Consider the following 20,247-nt stretch of genomic DNA (forward strand, 5'->3'; position numbering starts at 1 on the left):
AAGCCGCCCCGCCTTCAACGTTGATCGTTACAGGAGCGCAGCATCATGTCTTTCAAGAACATCCTCACCCTTGCCCGCCGCGTTCTACCGGCCGTCGCCCTGGCAAGCCTTGCCAACGCGGCCTACGCCCAGAACGTGGTGGTAGGCGCCACCGTGCCCCTCACCGGCCCCTTGTCGCTGACCGGCAAGCAATACTTCAATTCCCTCAAGCTGGCCGAGGACGACATCAACAAGGCGGGCGGCCTGCAAGGCAAGCCGGTCAAGTTCGTGTTCGAGGACGCCCAGGCGTCCAACGGCACGGCCGTCAATGCCTACGTGAAGCTGGCGCAGGAGAACAAGCCCGCCTTCACCTTTCTCACCAGCTACAGCACCCAGAACATGGCCGTCGCGCCGGAAGTGGCGAAGGCCGGCATTCCTGCGATGTACGCCGGCGGCGCCGATGCCGTCGCGGATCTGCGCAATCCCTGGCTGTTCCGCATCCGCCCGCAGGACAGCACGGCGGCCGTCGCCATGGCGCGCTTCGTCAAGGATGAGCTCAAGCTGTCCAAGCCCGGCATCCTCTACATCCAGAATGATTTCGGCCAGGGCGGCGCCAATGCCGCGGCGGCCTTCCTGAAGGATCAGGGCATCACCCCCGTCGGCACGGAAGCCTATGGCCAGAACGACAAGGACATGTCGGCGCAGATTCTCAGCCTGAAGAACAAGGGCGCCGACGTCATCCTCGCCTTCGTCTACCCGCAGGACGGCGCGATGGTGCTGCGCCAGATCAAGATGCTGGGTCTGAAGCAGCCCGTGGTGGCCTCGTCGGCTGCCTTTGTCCCGGCCGCCATGCAACTGTTGTCGCCAGCCGATCTGGACAACGTCTGGGGCGTGATCGACACCTATCTGCCCGCGACCGACAAGGGCAAGAACTACGCGGAACGCTTCAAGCAACGCTTCTCCATGGACGCCGATCCCTATGGCGCCGCGTACTACGACGGCGCGATGCTGATGGCCCAGGCCATCAACGCCGTCGGCGCCGACCCGCAAAAGCTCCAGGCCTATCTCAAGGACCTGAAGGGTTATCAGGGCGTTTCGCACGTCTACAGCTTCGATGCCAAAGGCAACGGCGTGCACGATGTCGCGATCGTGAAGTTCGCCAAGGGAAGCAAGGACATGCAGTTCATCAGCACCATCAAGGTCGACTGAGCATGGCCGGCGCCACAAGGGGAACTCCATGCAGGAAATGATCCAACTGCTGGTCAACGGCGTCGCGCTCGGCAGCGTCTACGCCCTGGCCGCGCTGGGCTTCGTCATCGTGTATTCGGCCACCAGCGTGGTGAACTTCGCCGCCGGCCAGTTCGTCATGCTGGGCACTTTCTTCGGGGTCAGCACCATCATCCAGGCCCAGTGGCCCGCAGCCCTGGCCTATCCCGTGGCCATCGCGATGATGGCGGTCTTCGGCCTGTTGTTCTATGCCCTGGTCCACTTGCCGCTGCAGAACCGTCCCGTCGTGACGGTCATCATCGGCACGGTGGCCGCCGGCATCGCCATGCAGAACGGCGCGTTGCTGATCTGGGACGCCTGGCCCTTCCGCATGCCGTCGCCTTTCGGCGACGGCACCATCAGCCTGGCCGGCGGCGTCATCACGGTGCACGCCCTGGCCACCATCATCATCACGCTGCTGTTGATCGCCGGTCTCCACGCGCTGCTGCACCGTACTTCCATCGGCCGCTCGATGCGAGCGGTGGCGCAGGACGTCGAGACCGCGAGACTGATGGGCCTGCCGGTGCGCCTGCTGCTGGGCTTCGCCTGGCTGCTGGCGGCCGTGTTCGCGGGCTTTGCCGGCCTGCTGGTGGGGCCCATGTGGTTCGCCGACGTCAACATGGGCGATGCCGTCGCGCTGAAGGCCTTCGCCGCCACCATCATCGGCGGATTCGGCAGCGTACCCGGCGCGATCGCGGGCGGGCTGGTGGTGGGCTTGATAGAAATTCTTGGCGCGGCATACCTGTCCTCCACCTACAAGGACCTGCTGGCCTTTGGAATCATGATTCTCTTCCTGCTGCTGCGGCCGCAGGGCATCTTCGGCGAACGCATCGCCGATCGGGGCTGACCATGAAACGATCCCATCTGCTCTGCGGTCTGGCCGTCCTGGCGTTGGCCGCCGCCCTGCCCCTCTATACCCAGGGCTACGGCAACCGTCTTGCCAATACCGCCGTCATCTCGGCCATTGCCGTCATCGGCTTGAACTTCGTGTTCGGTTATGCCGGCCTCATCTCGCTTGCGCACGCCGCCTTCATGGGCGTGGCCGCGTACCTGGTGGCCGTCCTGACCACCTCCCACGGCTGGAATCCCTGGCTGGCGGCGCTGCTCGCCATTGCCGCCACCTGCCTGACCGCCTATGTCACCGGCCGTATCCTGCTGCGCCTGAAGGGGCATTACCTGGCGCTGGCAACCTTGGGGCTGAACGTCAGCTTCACCATCGTCGTTTCCAACTGGATCGACGTCACAGGGGGCACGAACGGCATCTCCGGCATTGCGCCGCTCTCGCTGGGCGCCATCAAGCTCGACGACGAACCCAGCTTCTACCTTTTCTCGCTGGCGGTGCTGACCTTGCTGGCCCTGCTGGCCGCGCGCATCCGCCATTCGCATGCGGGCCGCACGCTGATGGCGGTGCGCGACGATGAGCTGGCCTCGGCCATGACGGGACTGCCGGTCACCGAGGTCAAGGTGGCGGCCTTCACGCTGGGCGCCGCCTACGCGGCCGTGGCCGGCTGCCTGTTCGCCTTCCACATCCGCTTTGTCTCGCCCGAGGACTTCAACTTCTCCCACTCCATCATCTACCTGGCCATGCTGGTCGTGGGCGGCGAAGGCAGCATCGTCGGCGCGATCCTGGGCGCGGTAAGCGTGACCCTGCTGCCCGAACTGCTGCGCGGCGTCGGCAACGCCTATCTGCTGGTTTTCGGCGTTCTGGTGCTGGTCATCCTGATCGTGCTGCCCCGCGGCCTGATCAGCCTTGTCGACCCGGCCACCTACCGCCGGCGCGCCAAACGCAGCGGCCGGCGCGGCGTGGTCCATGGAGGCAGCCTGTCATGAGCCTCATGCAAGTACAGAACATCAGCAAGCATTACGGCGGCGTGCAGGCGCTGTCGAACGTCAGCCTGGAGATCGGCGCCAACCAGTTCTACGCCATCATCGGCCCGAACGGCGCCGGCAAAAGCACCCTGCTCAATGTGATGACCGGCCTGGTTCCCCCCACATCCGGACAGGTCAGCTTCGACGGCAAAGTGCTGACCGGACTGCCCACGCACGCGATCATCCACGCGGGCATAGGCCGGATTTTCCAAAGCGGCCGCCTGTTCACGCGCCTCAGCGTCCTGGAAAACGTCATGCTGGGCGCCGCCATGCGCGACCCGCGCTCGCTGAGCGCGCTGCTGCTGCGCCCCCGATCCACGCGGGAGCGCGAACGCGCCGCCCGTGATGCCGCCTACGACACCCTGCGCCAGTTCGACCTGCATACGCTGGCCGACCGCAGCATAGGTTCGCTGTCCTACGGCAACCGCCGCCTGGTCGAGATGGCCAGAGTCATGGTCGCGCGGCCGCGGCTGTTGCTGCTGGACGAGCCTGCGGCCGGTCTGAATTCCGGCGAGGTCGAACAACTGATGGACCTGTTGCGGCGCCTGCGCGAACAGCACCGGCTATCGGTCGTGCTGATCGAGCACAACATGGGCATGGTGATGCGGCTGGCCGAGAACGTGGCGGTGCTCAACTTCGGCGCCAAGCTGGCCGAAGGCACCCCCGCCGAGGTGCAGTCCGATCCCGCGGTGCTCGAAGCCTATCTTGGAGGAGGCTACCAGCATGTTGCAGTGTAGAAACCTGGGTGCGGCCTACGGCGACATCGTCGCATTGCGCGGCATCGATCTGGATGTGCGCGCTGGCGAGGCCGTGGCGCTGATTGGCGTCAACGGCGCCGGAAAAACCACGCTGCTGCGCGCGATCTCCGGCTTGCTTCCCACCACGGGTGAACTGAACTTCGACGGCAGTTCCCTGGACACGCTGCCGATCCAGCGCCGCGTAAAGGCGGGCATCGCCCATGTCCCGGAAGGCCGCAGAATATTTCCGGGCCTAACCGTGAAGGAGAACCTGGAAGTCGGGGGCTCGGTGCGCGGTGGCGGCAGCAGCGATGACTTCGACCGCGTCTACGACCTCTTCCCCCGGCTGAAGGAGCGCGCCAGCCAGCTGGGCTGGTCCCTGTCTGGCGGCGAACAGCAAATGCTGGCGATCGGCCGCGCCTTGATGGCGCGCCCCCGCCTGCTCCTGCTCGATGAGCCTTCGCTTGGCCTGGCGCCGCGCCTGGCCGAAGAAGTCTATGCCCGCATCGCCCGCATCAATGAGGGCGGCATGACCGTCCTGCTGGTCGAACAAAACACCGTGCTCGCACTCGGCGTGGCCGACCGCGGTTATGTCATCGAAAACGGCAGCATCGTCTTGACCGACATGGCCGAGACCTTACGTCTGCACCCGCGGGTCCGGGACGCCTACCTGGGCCGCTAATTCCTGCTTGAGAGAAACCATGTATCCCGATCCTTCCTCCCGTTCACAGGCGCTGCACACGCGCGCCAAGCGCAGCCTGCCCGGCGGCAACACGCGCACGACCGTCTATCTTTCGCCCTACCCCGTCTACGCGGCGCAGGGCGCCGGCTGCCGCGTCCGCGACGTCGACGGCAACGAGCTGATCGACTGCATCAACAACTTCACGGCACTCATCCACGGCCATGCGCACCCGGCGCTGGCCGCGGCGGCGCACCGCCAGATCGACCTGGGCACCGCCTTCGGCATGCCGACCGAGAGCGAAATCGCGCTGGCCGAATTGCTGGCCGAACGCGTGCCGGGCATTGAACACATCCGCTTCACCAACTCCGGCACCGAAGCCGTGATGATGGCGCTGAAGGCCGCTCGCGCCTATACCGGTCGCCCCAAGATCGCCAAGGTCGAGGGGGCCTACCACGGCTCCTATGACCATGCCGAAACCAGCCTGGACGCCAGCCCCGCGAACTGGGGTGAGGCAACCGCGCCCGCCTCGGTGGCGCACTCGCAGGGAACGCCGGCAGGCGTGACGGCGGACGTCGTGATCCTGCCCTTCAACGACTGCCAGGCCACCGAAGCCCTGCTGCGCGCGCACGCCGCCAGCCTGGCCGGCGTGCTGATCGACCTGCTGCCCAACCGGGTTGGGTTGATTCCCGCCAGCCCCGAGTATCTGCGCATGCTGCGGCGAGTCACGACGGAGCTGGGCATCCTGCTGATCGTCGACGAAGTCATTACGCTGCGCCTGGCGCCAGGCGGTGCGCAAGCGCGGCTGGGCGTCACGCCGGACCTGACTACCGTCGGCAAGATCATGGGCGGCGGCTTTCCCGTCGGAGGCGTGGCCGGACGCGCGGACGTGATGGCGGTATTCGATCCCAGCGCCGGCCGTCCGGCGGTACCCCACGGCGGCACCTTCTCGGCCAACCCCGTCAGCATGGTGAGCGGACTGGCCGCCATGCAATTGTTGGATAACGCAGCCTATGCCCAGCTCGACCGTCACGGCGACATGCTGCGGCAGGGATTGAACCAGGCCTTTGCCGACGCCGGCATCGCAGGCCAGGCCACCGGGCTGGGATCGCTCGTCAAGCTGCATCTGAAGGCGCAGACGCTGACCAGCTACCGCGATGCCTATCCCAGTCCGGAACAGGCTCAGGCCATGGCACGCTTCAATCGCGAAATGCTGAACCGCGGCGTGCTGATGGCCAGCTATGGACTCATCGCCCTGTCCACGCCCATGCGGGATCAGGACATCGCCCAGATCGTCGAGACCGCGCATGCAGCGCTCAACGTCTTGCGCCGCGAAGAGGTGTTGGCATGACTGTCACCGTAGGCATAGACGTAGGCGGCACCTTCACCGATCTGATTCTGGTCGATGACGAATCCGGCGCCGTGCGCATCTCCAAGGTCCCCAGCACGCTGGAGAATCAGGCTTTCGGCGTGCTCGAGGCATTGCGCCGCACCGAGGTCCCCCTGGAACGGGTGGACAGCATCGTCCACGGCACTACCACCACCACCAACGCCGTACTCGAACGCAAGCTCGCCAAGGTCGGGCTGATCACCACCGACGGCTTCCGCGACGTGCTCGAACTCGGCCGGCGCACCCGGCCGCACGCCTACGGACTGACGGGCAGTTTCGTGCCGCTCATCCCCCGCGAGCTGCGGCGTGAAGTTCCCGAGCGCATGGACGCCCAAGGCAAGGTGCTGACTGCGCTGGACGAGGAGGCATTCGTAGCCCGGGTCCGGGAACTGGCACAGACCGGCGCGGAAGCCCTGGTCATACATTTCCTGCACAGCTACGCCAATCCCGCCCACGAGCTGCGCGCCCTGGAACTGGCGCGCCAACACTGGCCGAACGACTACATCACCGCCGGCCACACCATCATTTCCGAGTTCCGCGAGTTCGAGCGCGGCACCGCCGCCGCCGTCAACGCCTCAGTCCAGCCCATCCTGGACCGCTACATCGACCGCTTGCAGAGCAGCCTCACCGCGGCGGGCTTTCGCAACGACCTGCTGGTGATGCAAGGCAACGGCGGCACCGTATCGGCGCGCACCATCGCGCGCGCCGCCATCAACACCGTCATGTCCGGGCCGGCGTCGGGCGTCATGGCCGCGGCCTATTCCGGCCGGATGTCCGGGTACCCGAATCTGATCACCTATGACATGGGCGGCACGTCTTCCGACGTCGCGCTCATCGAGAACAGCGTGCCCAAGGTATCCAGCGAGCTGGAGCTGGAGTACGGCATGCCCCTGCACGTGCCGATGGTCGATGTGCATACCGTCGGCGCGGGCGGCGGCTCCATCGCCCGGGTGCAGGCCGGCGGCATGCTGCGCGTCGGCCCCGACAGCGCGGGCGCGCGCCCCGGCCCCATCTGCTACGGACGCGGCGGCGAACTGCCGACGCTGACCGACGCCAATCTGGTGCTGGGGCGGCTCGACCCCGATCGCCTGCTCTCCGTGGATCGCGCGGTCACCGTGGACGAAGTGGCCGCGCGCATCGAGGAGCACATCGGTCGCCCGCTGGGCCTGGACGCGGTGCAGGCTGCGGCGGCCATTCTGCAGATCGGCAACAACAACATGGCCGGCGCCGTGCGCTTGGTCAGCCTGGCCCGCGGCTACGATCCCCGCGATTTCGCGCTCTTCGCCTTCGGCGGCGCGGGGCCGCTGCACGCCGTCGCGCTGGCGCGCGAACTCGCCATACCGACCGTCCTCATTCCGGTGCGCCCCGGACTGACCAACGCCCTGGGTTGCCTGGTGGCGGATGTGCGGCATGACTTCGTAAAGTCTTTCAACCGGCCGCTCAAGGATCTGACGGACGCCGATCTGCAGGCCTGCCTGCATGACCAGATCGCCCTGGGGCATGCCGCCATCGAGCGCGACGGCATCGCCGTCTCCGACATCGAAATCTTCCATCACGCGCAGATGCAGTTCCAGGGCCAAAGCCATCTGTTGACAGTGGCCGTCGAAGCCGGCGCCGCCACCGTCGCGCAGCTGCAGGAGGCTTTCGCCCGCGCCTATTGGCAACGGTTCCAGGTCGAACTCTCCGAGTTGCGACCGGTTCTGGTGACGCTGGACACCAGCCTCGTCGGCAAGCGCCACGCCATATCGCTGGACTCGCTGCGCAGCACAGGAACGGCCGCTGCGCCGCCACGGCGGCGTCCGGTGTGGTTCGCGGAAACGGGCTGGACCGACACGCCCATCTACCCACGCGAGCACATCCCCGCCGAAGGCCTGAACGGGCCCGCGATCATCGAACAACTGGACGCCACCACCGTCATCGACCCCGGCGCGCATGCCCGCGGCGACGGCTATGGCAACCTCATCATCACTCTCTAGGGCAGATGCACTCTCATGACCCACATCGACCCCGTCACGCTGACCGTCATCCAGAGCGGGCTGCATCAGGTATGCAATGAAATGGACCTGGCGCATTGCCGCGCGGCGTTCTCACCCATCATTTCGGAATCTCAGGACCGCTCCAACGGCATCTACCACCGCGACAGCGGCGAACTGATCGCCCAGGGAGAGCTGGGCCTGCCCATCTTCGTGGGCACCATGCAGTTCTCCACCCAGGCCGTGATCGAACGGGCCAAGGACATCGCCCCCGGCGATATCTTCATGGTCAACGATCCCTACCTGGGCGGTACCCACCTGATGGACGTGCGCTTCGTCAAACCCTACTTCTATCGCGGCAAGCTGTACGCCTGGCTCGCCAACACCGGCCACTGGCCCGATATGGGCGGCATGGTGCCCGGCGGATTCTCTGCCCACGCCACCGAAATCGAGCAGGAAGGACTGCGTCTTCCTCCAGTCAAGCTCTACAAGAAGGGGGAGCTGGATCCGGAAATCCTGTCCATCCTGATGTCGAACATCCGCATCTCCGAGCAACGCATCGGCGACATCAAGGCCCAGGCGGCCGCGCTGGCCATCGGCGAACGACGGCTGACCCAGCTGTTGGACCGCTACGGTCAGGACACCGTCGACACCGCCATCGAAGAACTCAAACGCCAGGCCTCCGTCCAGACCCGCGCCGTGATCGCCGCGATTCCTGACGGTGAGTATCTTGGACAAGCCTTCCTGGATTCCGACGGCGTGCAGGACCAGCCGCTGAAGGTGGCGGTGCGCATCCGCAAGAAAGGCGAGCTCATGCACTTCGACCTCAGCGAATCCAGCCCGCCCTGCGCCGGCCCGATGAACAGCGTCATCGCCACGACGCGCTCATCCATCTACCTGGCGATCAAGCATGTTTTCCCCGAACTGCCCATCAATGCGGGCCTGTTCGAACCGCTGCGCATCGAGGATCCCGACGGCACCTTCCTTTATGCGAAGTATCCCCGGCCGGTATCGGGCTGCGCCGCGGAGGTCAGCCAGCGCATCGCCGAAGCCGTATTCGACGCCTTGCAGAAAGCAATCCCCCAGCGTTTGTTCGCGGCGCCCGCCGGCACCACCGCCAATCTTGCCATCGGCGGCGATGACCCCATGCATGGGCGCTCCTATGTCATGTACGTCATCTCGGGCGGCGGCTACGGCGGCCATCCCGCAGGCGATGGACTGACCAACGGCTGCTCCACCATCGGCATCTCCAAGGCCGCGCCGGTGGAGGTCCAGGAACAGTTGTATCCGGTGCTCTTCGAGCGCTACGCCATCCACGAAGGATCCGGCGGACTGGGCGAGTTCCGCGGCGGCATGGGCATCCATTACCGGATCCGTCTCAGGGCAGGCTCGGCGCGCGCTTCCATGGTCATGGATCACGGAAAATTCGGTCCCCCCGGCGCGGCGGGTGGGCAGGAAGGCGGCCGTACCCGCGTCACGGTCTATCGCGACGGCGCAGCCTATGTGCCAGCCCATGTATCCAAGGATCAGGGGATCGTCATGCAGGCCGGCGACGTCATCGAGGTCTACACGCCCGGCGGCGGCGGCTATGGCGATCCCGCGCGGCGCTCGACACTCGCCCGCGAGAACGATATACGGCAGGGCTACTACCCCGGCTGACGCGCCGTCCCGCACGGGACGGCCGTGGCGCCCACGGACTTCGGTCCGCGGCGCCGTTCCTATTTCTGTAATTCCTATTGGCTTTTACCCGATGACTAATCTTCATTAGACGGTTTTCACCACGCGCCTACAATCCTCGCCAGGGTCAACTCAAATAAAAAGACCGTGGAGATAAGATGAAGACAGCCGTTCCTGGCGGGGCCTCCCTTCTCACCCGACTCAAGTACCTGGCATTGGCCGGCCTGTTCATGGCGGCCTCCGGCCACGCGCAGCAGCCGGCAAAGCTGGTCGTCGGCTTACCGGCCGGCGGATCGTTCGATACCGTGGCCAGGATCGTGGCGGAGAAGCTTCCCAATCATCTGGAGCGGCCCGTGGTGGTGGAGAACCGCCCCGGCGCGCAGACGCGCATTGCCATTCAGGCGGTCAAGGGCGCCGCGCCCGACGGAAGCAGCTTGCTGGTGGCGCCGGGCGTGGCCATCTTCCTCTACCCGCACCTGTTCCGACAGCTCAATTACGATCCCTTCGCCGACCTTAAGCCGGTGACGCAGCTGGTGAGCTGGGACATCGTGCTCGCCGTCGCGGCCGATAGCCCCGTCACCTCGTTCAACGAGTTCCAGACCTGGGCCAGGCAGAATCCGGACAAGGCGTTCTACGGTACATCCGGCACCGGCAGCCTGCAGCATTTCCTGGGCGTTTCACTGGCCAGGCGCCTAGGTACGCCGCTGGAGCACATCGCGTTCAAGGGCGGCAAGGACGCCGTGACCGCGCTCCTGGGCGGACACATCAATGCCATCGTTATGGATGCGGGCGAAGTGGTCCCGCTGGCGCAGGCTGGCAAGTTGCGCGTTCTGGCAACCTTCAGCGCGCAACGCGAACCGGCGCTGCCGCAAACGCCGACCATGCGCGAACTCGGGCTGGGCGAACTCGAGACCTCGGGCTGGGCTGGGCTGTATGCACCGGCCGGCACCCCAGAGCCAGCCATCCGCAAGCTGAATTCGGCGGTAAACGACATCCTCGCCCTTCCCGACGTCGCCAAGCGTCTTTCCGAGCTGGGCATGCGGCCGGCCGGCGGCACACCGCAGGCGGTCGACGCGCTGGCGCGCCAGCAGCTCGAGCAGTGGCGCGATACCGTGGCCCAGTCCGGCTTCGTGATCGATTGAGCTGCGCCGCCCGCCACCCATTTTCTGATCTCACTGGATCAAGTCCCATGTTCGCATTGACCACCCTCGACATCGCCTCTCGTCCCGTTGCCTGCCTGGAAATCGAAGGGCGGAATTATCCGCTGGCCACCTGTGCCCAGGTGTTGGACCAGCCCGCCCTGGATACCTCCGTCCGCGATCTCTTCGAAGACTGGCCGCGCTCGCTGGCGCTGCTTGAGCAGGCAGCCGCCCGCCGCTCCGCGCTCGACGGCCATGAGGTCTCCGGACCGGTGCGCCACATGGCTCCGCTGCAGTATCCGGGCAAGGTGCTTTGCGCCGGGGCCAACTACCATGACCACCTGGCGGAAATGAACGTCCCGAACGCCGAGGACAAGTCCGCACAGCGCCTGTTCTTTTTCTTCAAGCCGCCCCGCCAGGCCGTGGTCGGCGAGGGTGCCACGGTACACATGCCCATAGGCTGCCAGCGCCTGGACTGGGAGATCGAACTGGCGCTGGTGATAGGAAAGACGGCCAGGAATGTGCTGCCGGAAAATGCGCTGGACCACGTGGCGGCGTACACCGTCGCGGTCGACATGTCGGCGCGCGACCTCAACAAGGCGCCCGACACCTTCTACAAGCTGGACTGGGTGGCCGGCAAGGCGCATGACACCAGCTGCCCGCTCGGACCCAGGCTGGTACCGGCGGCGTTCATCCGCGACCCCATGGACCTGGGTCTGAAGCTCAGCGTCAACGGCCAGATCAAGCAAAACGCCCGTACCAGCGGCATGGTCTTCGACATCCGTGAGCAGCTGGCAATCCTGAGTCGCATCATGACGCTGGAACCCGGAGATCTAGTACTGACGGGCACGCCCGCAGGCGTGGGCGCGCCACAAGGCACGTTCCTCAAGATCGGTGACGAAATCAGCGCAACGATCGAGGACATCGGCACGCTGGCGGTACAGATCCAGACATCGCGCTGACATCCTGGCCGGCCCCGGCCGCACCTTTCCAATGAGGCAGTTCCATGCAGTCTCTTTTCTCTCCCCTGCCCGCTACAGCCGGCGACACCATCTTCGCGCTGGTTGAAGCCTTCCAGAACGACCCTGCGCCCCACAAAGTCAGTCTCAGCATCGGCACCTACTTTGCCGAAGACGGCAGCATCCCTGTGATGCGCGCCGTGCGCCAGGCCCGCGACATGCTCGTGCAGGCGGGAAAGCCGCATCCCTACTTGCCCATCCCCGGCTCGGCCTCATACCGCAACGCAGCCAGATCGCTGATCTTCGGAGCCAATGGCCCCGAGCCTGAGCGCGTGGTGACGACCCAAAGTGTCGGCGGCACCGGCGCCTTGAAGCTGGGCGCGGACTTGCTGCGCCATATCTGCCCCAAAGCGACGGTCTGGGTCAGCGATCCGACATGGGAGAACCATGCTCAGATCTTCCGCCAGGCGGGCTTCGCGGTGCATGAGTATCCCTACTACGACGCCCAAACTGCCACCGTGCGCTTTGCGCAGATGCATGACGCGTTGCAGGCTCTGCCGGCAGGGTCCATCGTCGTGCTGCACGCCAGCTGCCACAACCCAACTGGCGTGGACCTGTCTGCAGATCAGTGGGAGGCACTGACCGAACTGTTTGCGCGCCAGGGCCTGATTCCCTTTTTTGACCTGGCGTACCAGGGGTTCGGACTAGGTCTGGATGCGGACGCCGAACCAATCCGGGCAATGGCGCGGGCGGGCGTGGAATGCCTGGTCGCCAGTTCCTTCTCGAAGAACTTCTCCCTGTACGGCGAACGCTGCGGCGCCCTGAATATCGTGTGCCGCGACCAAACCGCCGCCGACCGCGCGCTGGGCCAGCTCAAGCTGCTGATACGTGGAAACTACTCCACGCCTCCCACGTTTGGCGCCGCCCTGGTTGCCGCCATTCTGAGCGATGACGCGTTGCGGCAAGTCTGGACCGATGAACTGGAGCAGATGCGGACACGGCTCGTCAGCCTGCGCGCCCGCTTGTCCAACGCGCTGACGCAATTGACCGGCGCGCGCGAAGCCTGGGACTATATCGAGCGACAGCAAGGACTGTTCTCCTACATGCGGTTGAGCCCCCAGCAGGTCGAATCGCTGCGCCGCGAACATGCCGTGTATCTGCTGAAGTCCGGCAGACTCTGCGTTGCCGGCCTGACCGACGGCAACATCGATTATGTCGCACGCGCCATCGCCGCTTGCGCGCAGCGCTGAACATTTCTCCCTGCGCCCGCAAGTCCGAGGCGCCCCACTGATAGGAGCAAGGCAATGGCCCTACCCAACCGGCTTATGGCCGCGAGTTCCGGATTGATGCTGGCCCTGGGACTGACACTGCCGGTGGCCAAGGCCGCCTCCGATGCCGGCCTGCTGCAGGAGGCCCTGCAACGGGCGGACCAGACCGAGTCTGAAGTGATCGCATGGAGACGCCACATACACCAGCATCCTGAGCTGTCGTACCAGGAGACCGAAACCGCGAAGTACATCGCCGACGCCTTGCGCGCCATGCCCGGCATCACCGTCGAGACCGGGATAGCGCGCACAGGCGTCAAGGCCGTGCTCAAGGGCGGCAAGCCAGGACCGGTGGTGGCGTTGCGCGCCGACATGGACGCCCTGCCCGTCGAGGAACGCAATGACCTGCCATTCCGCTCGCAGGCCAAGGCCGTCTGGCGCGGAGAGCAGGTATCGGTTTCCCACGCCTGCGGCCACGACACTCATGTCGCAATGCTGCTGGGCGCGGCCAAGGCCTTGTCGGCGATGCAGGACGAACTGCCCGGCACGATAGTCTTCCTATTCCAGCCCGCCGAAGAATGGGGACCCGACAAAGAGCCCAGCGGCGCCAGGGCCATGATCGCGCAGGGAGTGCTGGAGAATCCCAAAGTGGACGTGGTCTTCGGCCAGCACATCAGCGCCGGCGCCCCCTCCGGCACCATCGCCTATCGCGCCGGCCCTACCATGGCCAGCGGCGACCGCTTCGAGATCTCACTGCACGGCAAGGGCGGACACGGCGGACGCCCATGGACCGCGAATCCCGCGCTCGTACCCGCGGCAGAACTGACATTGGCGTTGCAGGGCATCACCAGCAGCAAGGTGGATCAATCCGACGGCGTCACCGTACTGTCCATCGGCATGTTGCAGAGCGGACGGCGCGCAAACATCCTGCCCGAAAGCGCCGAACTGGCGGGCACGGTACGCTCGCTATCGTCGCACAACCAACGCATCGTCCACGAGGCCATCCGCGCGCGCGCCGAGCATATTGCGCAGGCCTACGGCCTGAGCTCCAAGGTGAACATCTACACCGGCTACGAGGTCGTCGACAACGATAAATCCCTGACCGGCAGCCTGATACCTGCATGGCAGGCAGCGGCCGGCGCCGGCAAGACAGTTGAAATGCCCGCGCCATCCACCGGCAGCGAGGACTTCGGCGCATATGGCGTCAGCGGCAAGGTACCCTCGGTCTTCTGGTTCATTAATGCCTCGCCATTGGGCGACAAAAGCGGCGCGCCCAACCATTCGCCGGAGTTCGCCATCGACGAAAGCGCGCTGCGCATGGGTGTACGCGCGCTGGTGGCTTCCGCGCTGACGTACATGGACAAGCAGTAGGCCGCCCCCCCCGATCCCGATCCCGCCCGGCGCCGCTACGCGCGCCGGGCGTTCCCTCCAATGCCCCCGATGCGGGGGAGCTGATCGTGCCCTGTTCGTTCTGTTGCCGAACGGACCATGTCTTCCATCCCAGCCTTCCGACCGTCCCCTAGCACGCTCGTGCTCGCATGAGCGTGGCGCGGCAGGGGCTTTCCTTGCTCCCAACCCCCATAAAGATACCTATTGGTATTTTTCATTTCTCATAAAAAATAAAAATCTCAGCATTAAAAAATCGGGATTTTTTATATGGGAAAACGCGATTGACATAAAAACATACCGAATGGTATGTTTGCCAAAAGAATGCAGCCCGCCGCTGAAGGAGACAATCGGCGGACGGTCTGCACGCAGGCTCACCAACCCATGGCAAGGATGTCTAAGAATATGGATACCCCACGTTGGAAGCAGCGCCCGGAAGGATCGAATTGGGGAGACTTCGGCCCTGACGATCAGATCGGGCGCATGAATCTGCTAACCCCGCAAACGCGCTTGCGCGCGTTCCGCGAGGTGCAGGAAGGCCGGGCGTTCTGCCTCAGCCTGCCGCTGGACTACCCAGGCGGGAACACTTTGTTCCAGCATCGCCGGGAACCGCAGTTCTCCTACGACAAGCGCGGCGACGGCCACAACTACAACTATCGGCTGTCGCAGGTCTGCCCCTGCTTCAACGACGTCGTTTCGGACGACGCCGTCCTCATGTTCCTGCAGTACTCGACCCAATGGGACGGACTGGGGCATGTTGGACAGATGTTCGATGCGAACGGCGACGGGCTGCCCGAAAAGGTCTACTACAACGGCTATCGCGGCGGCCTGGACGTGATCGGGCCCGATGACGCAAAGAGCGGCCTGGGCGCCAAGGCCATCGGTATCGAACGCATGGCCACCGCCGGCGTCCAGGGGCGTGGCGTGCTGGTCGACCTGGAACGCCGCTACGGGCGCGAACGCGCACTGATCGGCTATGACGAGCTGATGGCAGCCCTGGACGGCGTCGCGGTACTGCCCGGCGATTTTCTCTGCCTCTATACGGGCTTTGCCGACCTGATCCTGGAAATGAACAAGCAGCCGGACGGCGACGTCCTGGCGCGCTCGTGCGCCGTGCTGGACGGCCGCGACGAACGCCTGCTGCAATGGATCACCGACTCCGGCATCGTGGCAATCTGCGCCGACAACTTCGCGGTGGAAGCCTATCCGGCCACGCCAGGCAAGGGTGAGCACTATCCCGGCCTGCCCCTGCACGCGCATTGCCTCTTCAAGCTTGGGCTGCATCTCGGCGAACTCTGGTACTTCGCAGAGTTGGCGCAATGGCTGCGCGAGCATGGCCGCAGCACTTTCCTGCTGACGGCGCCGCCGCTGCGCCTGCCCGGCGCGGTAGGTTCGCCCGTCACTCCCGTCGCCACCGTCTGAAGCCGGCCGCGGGCGCTACGCCCGCGGCTCTCACCTCTTTGCCGGAGACCGCAATGCTGAATCGCATTCCGGCCTGGGCCGCCTTGGCCCTGGCCAGCCTCGCCCCACTTGCGCAGGCCGCCTCACCCAACTACCCAGACAAGCCCGTCACGCTTGTCATTCCCTTTCCCCCCGGCGGCACCAGCGATGTGGTGGGCCGGCAACTCGCCATGCAGTTGGGCGAGGAGCTGGGAGGGACCTTTGTCGTCAACAACAAGGCCGGCGCATCCAGCATGATAGGCGCCACCTTCGTGGCGCGCGCACCCAAGGACGGATACACCCTGCTGCTTTCCTCCGGCAGCACCTTCACCGTCACGCCTCATTTGATGACCCAGATGTCGTACACGCTGGACGACTTCGCGCCGGTTTCCGCTATCGCCACCGTGCCGTTCGCCTTTGTAGTGAAGAAGGACTTTCCCGCAAAAAACGTGGCCGAATACGCCGCCTATGCCAAAGCTCATCCCGGCAAGGTCAACAACGCCACCAACGGTCTCGGCAGCATGGTCCATTTGCTGGGCGAGCTGGCTGCAGCTGGCATGGGCGTGGACGTGACGCAGGTGCATTACAAGGGCGCGGCGCCCGCCACCGTGGACATGATAGGCGGCGTGGTCGACTCCAACGTGGAGGCGCTTACCAGCGCCGTTCCCAATGTGCGCGCCGGGCAGTACCGCGCGCTGGCCGTGCTGAGTCCGCAGCGTCAACCGCTGTTGCCCGACGTGCCCACATTCGCCGAGCTGGGCTATCCGGACGTGGTCGGCGAAACCTGGTACGCCGTGTTCGCTCCGGCCGGGACCCCGGCGCCAGTGGTCGACAAGCTCAACGCCGCACTGCGCAAGATCACGGCTTCGCCACAGTTCGTGCGCACCATGCAGCAGATCGGCAATGAACCGCGCAGCAGCAGTCCGGCGGAACTGCGCGATATCACGTTGCGGGAGAGTCAGCGCTGGGGCGCGCTGATCGAGAAGCTGAAGATCCCGCCCGTGCAATAGGCGGGATCGCGGGCGCCCGGCTCAGCGCGGCAAGTAGCCGAGCGCCTGCATCCTGTGCAGATTTTCCAGCACCGACAGCTCGCTGTCGATGCAATCGCCGAAGCCGGCCTGGCGCAGCTTGATGGTGGATACCAGCGGCGGGAACGGCAAGGGGTGTTGCGCCGACCAGGTCGCGTCCGCGTACTGCCATGACAGCCCGATCAGGTCCGACAGCTCGTTCACATGCAAGCCCTCCCGCCGCGCCATCTCGCGCCAGACCTGGGCTTCGGCGGGCATGGCCTGCCGCATACGGGTCTGCACCAACTCCCCTGCTGGCATGCCGAAGAATTCGGCCAGGCGCTCAAACAGATGGCGCCAGGCCATCACATCGCCATTGGCGATATTGAAGACCTCACCCCAGGCTTGCGGCGCATCCCAGGCCCACTCGACCGCGCGGGCGATCAGACGCGCATCCGTGCATTCCGTCAACAGCTCCGGATGTCCGGGATAGGCCAGCGGCTGGCCCGATTCCCGCAACAGCGCGGCGTAGGCGCCCAGCGTCGCCACCGGATTCATGGCGCTACCCAGGGCAACGCCAAGCACGATCTGCGGGCGGAATATGGTCCATCCGAACCCTTGCCGCCGCGCCTGTTGTTCCAGCATGTCTTGCTGGTCGAAATAGAAATTGGCATGGTCGCGCACGGCGTCCTGCTCGCGCGCGGGGATGCGCATGGCCCGCCCCGTATGCACGCCGTAGGCCTTGGTCCCCTGCATCAGGGTCACATGCGCCAGCGGCGCGCCGTCCAATGCCGCCAACGTATTGGCCAGCATCCGCGTATTGATGGCGACGTTCTCCGGATCCCGCCACCCCTTGAGCAAATCCGGCTGCTCGTTCAAGGCGGCATAGACCAGATGCGTCACATCGCCGTGCTCGGCCAAGGCCTGCCGCGTTGCCTGCGCATCGCGCAGGTCGGCCGCAATCCATATCGCATCCCTGGCAAAGTCGGCCGACCGTCGCGACAAGCCTGCGCACAGCACGTCCGGCCGGCCATGCAGATGCTCCATCACCGCCCGCCCCACCACGCCCAACGCGCCCACCACCAGCACCTTTTTTGTTGTCATTGCGACTCTCCGAACTCGAATGCGCCGTTGTCGATGGCGATCTCGCCGCGCTCCACAACCACGGCGCGAAAGCGCGCCAGTCCCGGCTGCTCCCGCCAGACATCGACCCGCAGCCTCTCGCCCGGATAGACCGGCGCGCGAAAACGCCCGCTCATGGCGCGCACCCGCTCGGGCTCTCCCGGACAGCAAAGGCGCGCCAGGCCCAGACCGGCCACGCCAAAGCTGGCCATGCCATGCAGGATCGGCCGCTTGAAGCCCGCCAGCCGCGCGGCCGCGGGATCGATATGCAGCGGGTTCAGGTCTGCCGACAACCGGTAGACCAGGGCGGCCTGCGGCGAAGTAGGGCAATCGACAGCCGCATCGGGTTCGCGCGCCGGCATCGCCGGCGGCGCCGGCCGCGCCGACGCCCGCCCGCCGAAACCGCCATCGCCACGGCAGAACACGGTCTGCTGCAGGGTGGCCAGCAAGGCGTCGTCCGCGGCATCGAACAGTTCACGCTCGACGTACAGCAAAGCGCCCTTGCCGGCGCCCTTGTCCGCCAGGTCGACGATGCGAGTCACGCCTCTTACCCGCCCTTTGGGGGCAAGGGGCCGGTGCAGGCGTATGGACTGTTCGCCATGCACCGTGCGGCGCCAATCCAGCCCCAGCGGCAGATCGCGCAGCCAGAGGCCCGGGTCCGCCAACACGTTGACCAGGGTCGGCTGGACCTTCAGCCGGGTTTCATCGACGTAGGACAGCTCCTCCTCGTCGACGGGATTCATGCCCGCGCCGAGCGCGAGGGCGTAGAGCGCGCAGTCGCGCCAGTCGTATTCCTGGATGCGCTCGGGGATGCGCGCAGCCAACAGTGTTGCCGGATCGATGGGCATGCGAACCTCACAAAACGTCGGCGGTGCCGAGTATGGCCGTGGCCTGGCTGGACAGCACGCCGCCATTGGCATGGGCGAGCGACACCTGCACGTCGGGCACCTGCCGCTCGCCCGCCTCGCCGCGCAACTGCTGCACCGACTCCAGCAAGGTGTACAGGCCGTACATGCCAGGATGGTTGCAGGAGAGCCCGCCGCCGTTGGTATTGACCGGCAGGGAGCCCCCAGGCGCGATGGCGCCACTGGCGACGAAGGCGCCCCCTTCCCCCTTGGCGCAGAAGCCCAGGTCCTCCAGGAACAGGATCGTGTTGATGGTGAACGCGTCATAGACCATGAGATGGCCGATGTCGCGCGGCGACAGCCCGGCCATGGCGTAGGCGCGTTGCCCTGACTCGACCGCGCAGGTGGTAGCCAGATCCGGCATGCAGGATATCTGCCTGTGGCTCGTCGCCACGCCGGTGCCCAGCACATAGACCGGCGGCCTGCGCAGGTCGCGCGCGCGATCCGCGCTGACCAGCACCACGGCGGCGCCGCCGTCGGTCACCAGGCAGCAATCCGCCTTGCTGAGCGGGTCGCTGACCATGCGCGAGGCCAGCACATCCGCGCGCGTCAACTCGCCGCGCACATAGGCATCCGGATTGCGCTGCGCCCACAGGCGCGCCGCCACCGCCACGTCCGCCAGCTGCTCGCGCGTGGTCCCATACCGATGCATGTGCCGCGCCGCGGCCAACGCATAGCTCGAGATCGGATAACGCGGCGCGAACGGCGTCTCGTAGGGCTGCGGGTCAGGCATGGATGCCAGCTTGCCGCCTGCGGTCAACTGGTTCGACCCGTAGCAGATCAGCGCGACATCGCAAAGCCCGGTTTCCAGCGCAGCCATCGCCGATTGCAGATGGAACAGGAACGACGCACCGCCGACCATCGTGCCATCGGCCTGGCGCGGCTGTATGCCCAGCCGTTCCGCCACGTTCAGCACCGGCAGGCCGGATGTGGACATGGCGCAATACAGACCATCTACATCCTTCATCCCCAGGCCGCAATCTTCCAGCGCAAGGATCGCCGCCTCCTGCAGCTGATCGAAGGGAGAACGGCCGGGCGCATTCCAGCGCCGCGTATTGCCTATGCCGGCAATGGCGCAACGGCCTCGCAAGCGGGCGCTCATGAGCGTTCTCCCGGGGCGTCGAATACGACGTAGGCCCCGTCATCGCCCGCGACGATGCGCGCGCGCACTTTTGAACCGATGGCAGGCGCGTCCACGCCCTCGACGCGGGTCATCATCCGCGCCCCGCCTTCCACTTCGACCAGCGAGACGTTGTAGTCTCCGGCGCGGTCGCGCACCGTCGTGGTTGAATAGACCACGCCCGCGCCCGGCGACTCGCGCCAGGTCAGCCGGGGGCTGCCGCAGGCCCGGCAGACCAGCGCCGGAGGAAAGCGCACGCTGGCGCAGTCGTCGCAGTGCTGCAACAGGATACGGCCCTCCCGCAAACCCGCCTGATGGCGGACGTCGGGTCCGG

At 65.8% G+C, this 20,247-nt stretch carries 18 protein-coding genes; 14 read left to right on the top strand and 4 right to left on the bottom strand.

What is annotated here, in order from left to right; all coding sequences use genetic code 11:
- The first annotated feature begins 45 nt into the window (after window positions 1-45).
- The 14 genes from IB258_RS15530 (at window position 46) to IB258_RS15595 (ending at window position 16,769) form a co-directional block, all read left to right on the top strand.
- Entirely contained in the window at window positions 46-1,188 is a 1,143-nt protein-coding gene (locus tag IB258_RS15530; protein ID WP_054452142.1) for an ABC transporter substrate-binding protein, read from the top strand.
- A gap of 28 nt (window positions 1,189-1,216) precedes the next feature.
- Window positions 1,217-2,092 (top strand): branched-chain amino acid ABC transporter permease, encoded by an 876-nt coding sequence (locus IB258_RS15535; protein WP_192352832.1) that lies wholly within the window; start codon window positions 1,217-1,219, stop codon window positions 2,090-2,092.
- Between the two features lie 2 nt (window positions 2,093-2,094).
- Window positions 2,095-3,075: a branched-chain amino acid ABC transporter permease gene (locus IB258_RS15540; protein ID WP_054452144.1), complete on the top strand. Its 981-nt coding sequence runs from the start codon at window positions 2,095-2,097 to the stop codon at window positions 3,073-3,075.
- Window positions 3,072-3,851 (top strand): ABC transporter ATP-binding protein, encoded by a 780-nt coding sequence (locus IB258_RS15545; protein WP_054452145.1) that lies wholly within the window; start codon window positions 3,072-3,074, stop codon window positions 3,849-3,851. The genes IB258_RS15540 and IB258_RS15545 overlap by 4 nt, the downstream gene beginning before the upstream one ends.
- Entirely contained in the window at window positions 3,838-4,533 is a 696-nt protein-coding gene (locus IB258_RS15550; protein ID WP_192352833.1) for an ABC transporter ATP-binding protein, read from the top strand. Before IB258_RS15545 ends, IB258_RS15550 begins: the two co-directional genes overlap by 14 nt.
- Window positions 4,534-4,552: 19 nt before the next feature.
- Window positions 4,553-5,881: an aspartate aminotransferase family protein gene (locus IB258_RS15555; protein ID WP_192352834.1), complete on the top strand. Its 1,329-nt coding sequence runs from the start codon at window positions 4,553-4,555 to the stop codon at window positions 5,879-5,881.
- Window positions 5,878-7,896 carry a hydantoinase/oxoprolinase family protein gene (locus IB258_RS15560; protein WP_054452148.1) on the top strand — a complete coding sequence of 673 codons (2,019 nt, stop codon included), beginning with the start codon at window positions 5,878-5,880 and terminating at the stop codon, window positions 7,894-7,896. The genes IB258_RS15555 and IB258_RS15560 overlap by 4 nt, the downstream gene beginning before the upstream one ends.
- Before the next feature lie 15 nt (window positions 7,897-7,911).
- A complete protein-coding gene (locus IB258_RS15565) occupies window positions 7,912-9,552 on the top strand; it encodes a hydantoinase B/oxoprolinase family protein (RefSeq protein WP_119450422.1) in 1,641 nt (546 codons plus the stop codon).
- 176 nt (window positions 9,553-9,728) lie between these two features.
- Window positions 9,729-10,712 carry a tripartite tricarboxylate transporter substrate binding protein gene (locus IB258_RS15570; RefSeq protein ID WP_192329468.1) on the top strand — a complete coding sequence of 328 codons (984 nt, stop codon included), beginning with the start codon at window positions 9,729-9,731 and terminating at the stop codon, window positions 10,710-10,712.
- Between the two features lie 47 nt (window positions 10,713-10,759).
- On the top strand, window positions 10,760-11,671 hold the full coding sequence (locus IB258_RS15575; RefSeq protein WP_192352835.1) for a fumarylacetoacetate hydrolase family protein: 912 nt from the start codon (window positions 10,760-10,762) through the stop codon (window positions 11,669-11,671).
- Between the two features lie 44 nt (window positions 11,672-11,715).
- Entirely contained in the window at window positions 11,716-12,918 is a 1,203-nt protein-coding gene (locus IB258_RS15580; protein ID WP_175180522.1) for an amino acid aminotransferase, read from the top strand.
- Window positions 12,919-12,972: 54 nt separating this feature from the next.
- Complete coding sequence (locus IB258_RS15585; protein WP_370539835.1) at window positions 12,973-14,304, top strand: M20 family metallopeptidase; 1,332 nt, start codon at window positions 12,973-12,975, stop codon at window positions 14,302-14,304.
- A 420-nt stretch (window positions 14,305-14,724) separates the two neighbouring features.
- A complete protein-coding gene (locus IB258_RS15590; RefSeq protein WP_125471767.1) occupies window positions 14,725-15,741 on the top strand; it encodes a cyclase family protein in 1,017 nt (338 codons plus the stop codon).
- 53 nt (window positions 15,742-15,794) lie between these two features.
- Window positions 15,795-16,769, top strand: a complete 975-nt coding sequence (locus IB258_RS15595) for a tripartite tricarboxylate transporter substrate binding protein (RefSeq protein ID WP_192352836.1) — start codon at window positions 15,795-15,797, stop codon at window positions 16,767-16,769.
- A gap of 21 nt (window positions 16,770-16,790) precedes the next feature.
- Here the strand turns inward: IB258_RS15595 and IB258_RS15600 are convergent, their stop codons facing one another.
- From IB258_RS15600 to IB258_RS15615, 4 genes are read right to left on the bottom strand one after another with little or no spacing between them, the layout of a single operon-like run.
- Complete coding sequence (locus tag IB258_RS15600; protein WP_054452156.1) at window positions 16,791-17,870, bottom strand: NAD-dependent epimerase/dehydratase family protein; 1,080 nt, start codon at window positions 17,868-17,870, stop codon at window positions 16,791-16,793.
- A complete protein-coding gene (locus IB258_RS15605) occupies window positions 17,867-18,736 on the bottom strand; it encodes a MaoC/PaaZ C-terminal domain-containing protein (protein ID WP_175212684.1) in 870 nt (289 codons plus the stop codon). Before IB258_RS15605 ends, IB258_RS15600 begins: the two co-directional genes overlap by 4 nt.
- Window positions 18,737-18,743: 7 nt before the next feature.
- On the bottom strand, window positions 18,744-19,895 hold the full coding sequence (locus IB258_RS15610; protein ID WP_054452158.1) for a thiolase: 1,152 nt from the start codon (window positions 19,893-19,895) through the stop codon (window positions 18,744-18,746).
- Window positions 19,892-20,218, bottom strand: a complete 327-nt coding sequence (locus tag IB258_RS15615; RefSeq protein ID WP_233564553.1) for a Zn-ribbon domain-containing OB-fold protein — start codon at window positions 20,216-20,218, stop codon at window positions 19,892-19,894. The genes IB258_RS15610 and IB258_RS15615 overlap by 4 nt, the downstream gene beginning before the upstream one ends.
- Between the last annotated feature and the right edge of the window lie 29 nt (window positions 20,219-20,247).

This window comes from Achromobacter sp. ACM02, assembly GCF_014851605.1.
GTDB classification, from domain to species: domain Bacteria; phylum Pseudomonadota; class Gammaproteobacteria; order Burkholderiales; family Burkholderiaceae_B; genus Achromobacter; species Achromobacter aegrifaciens.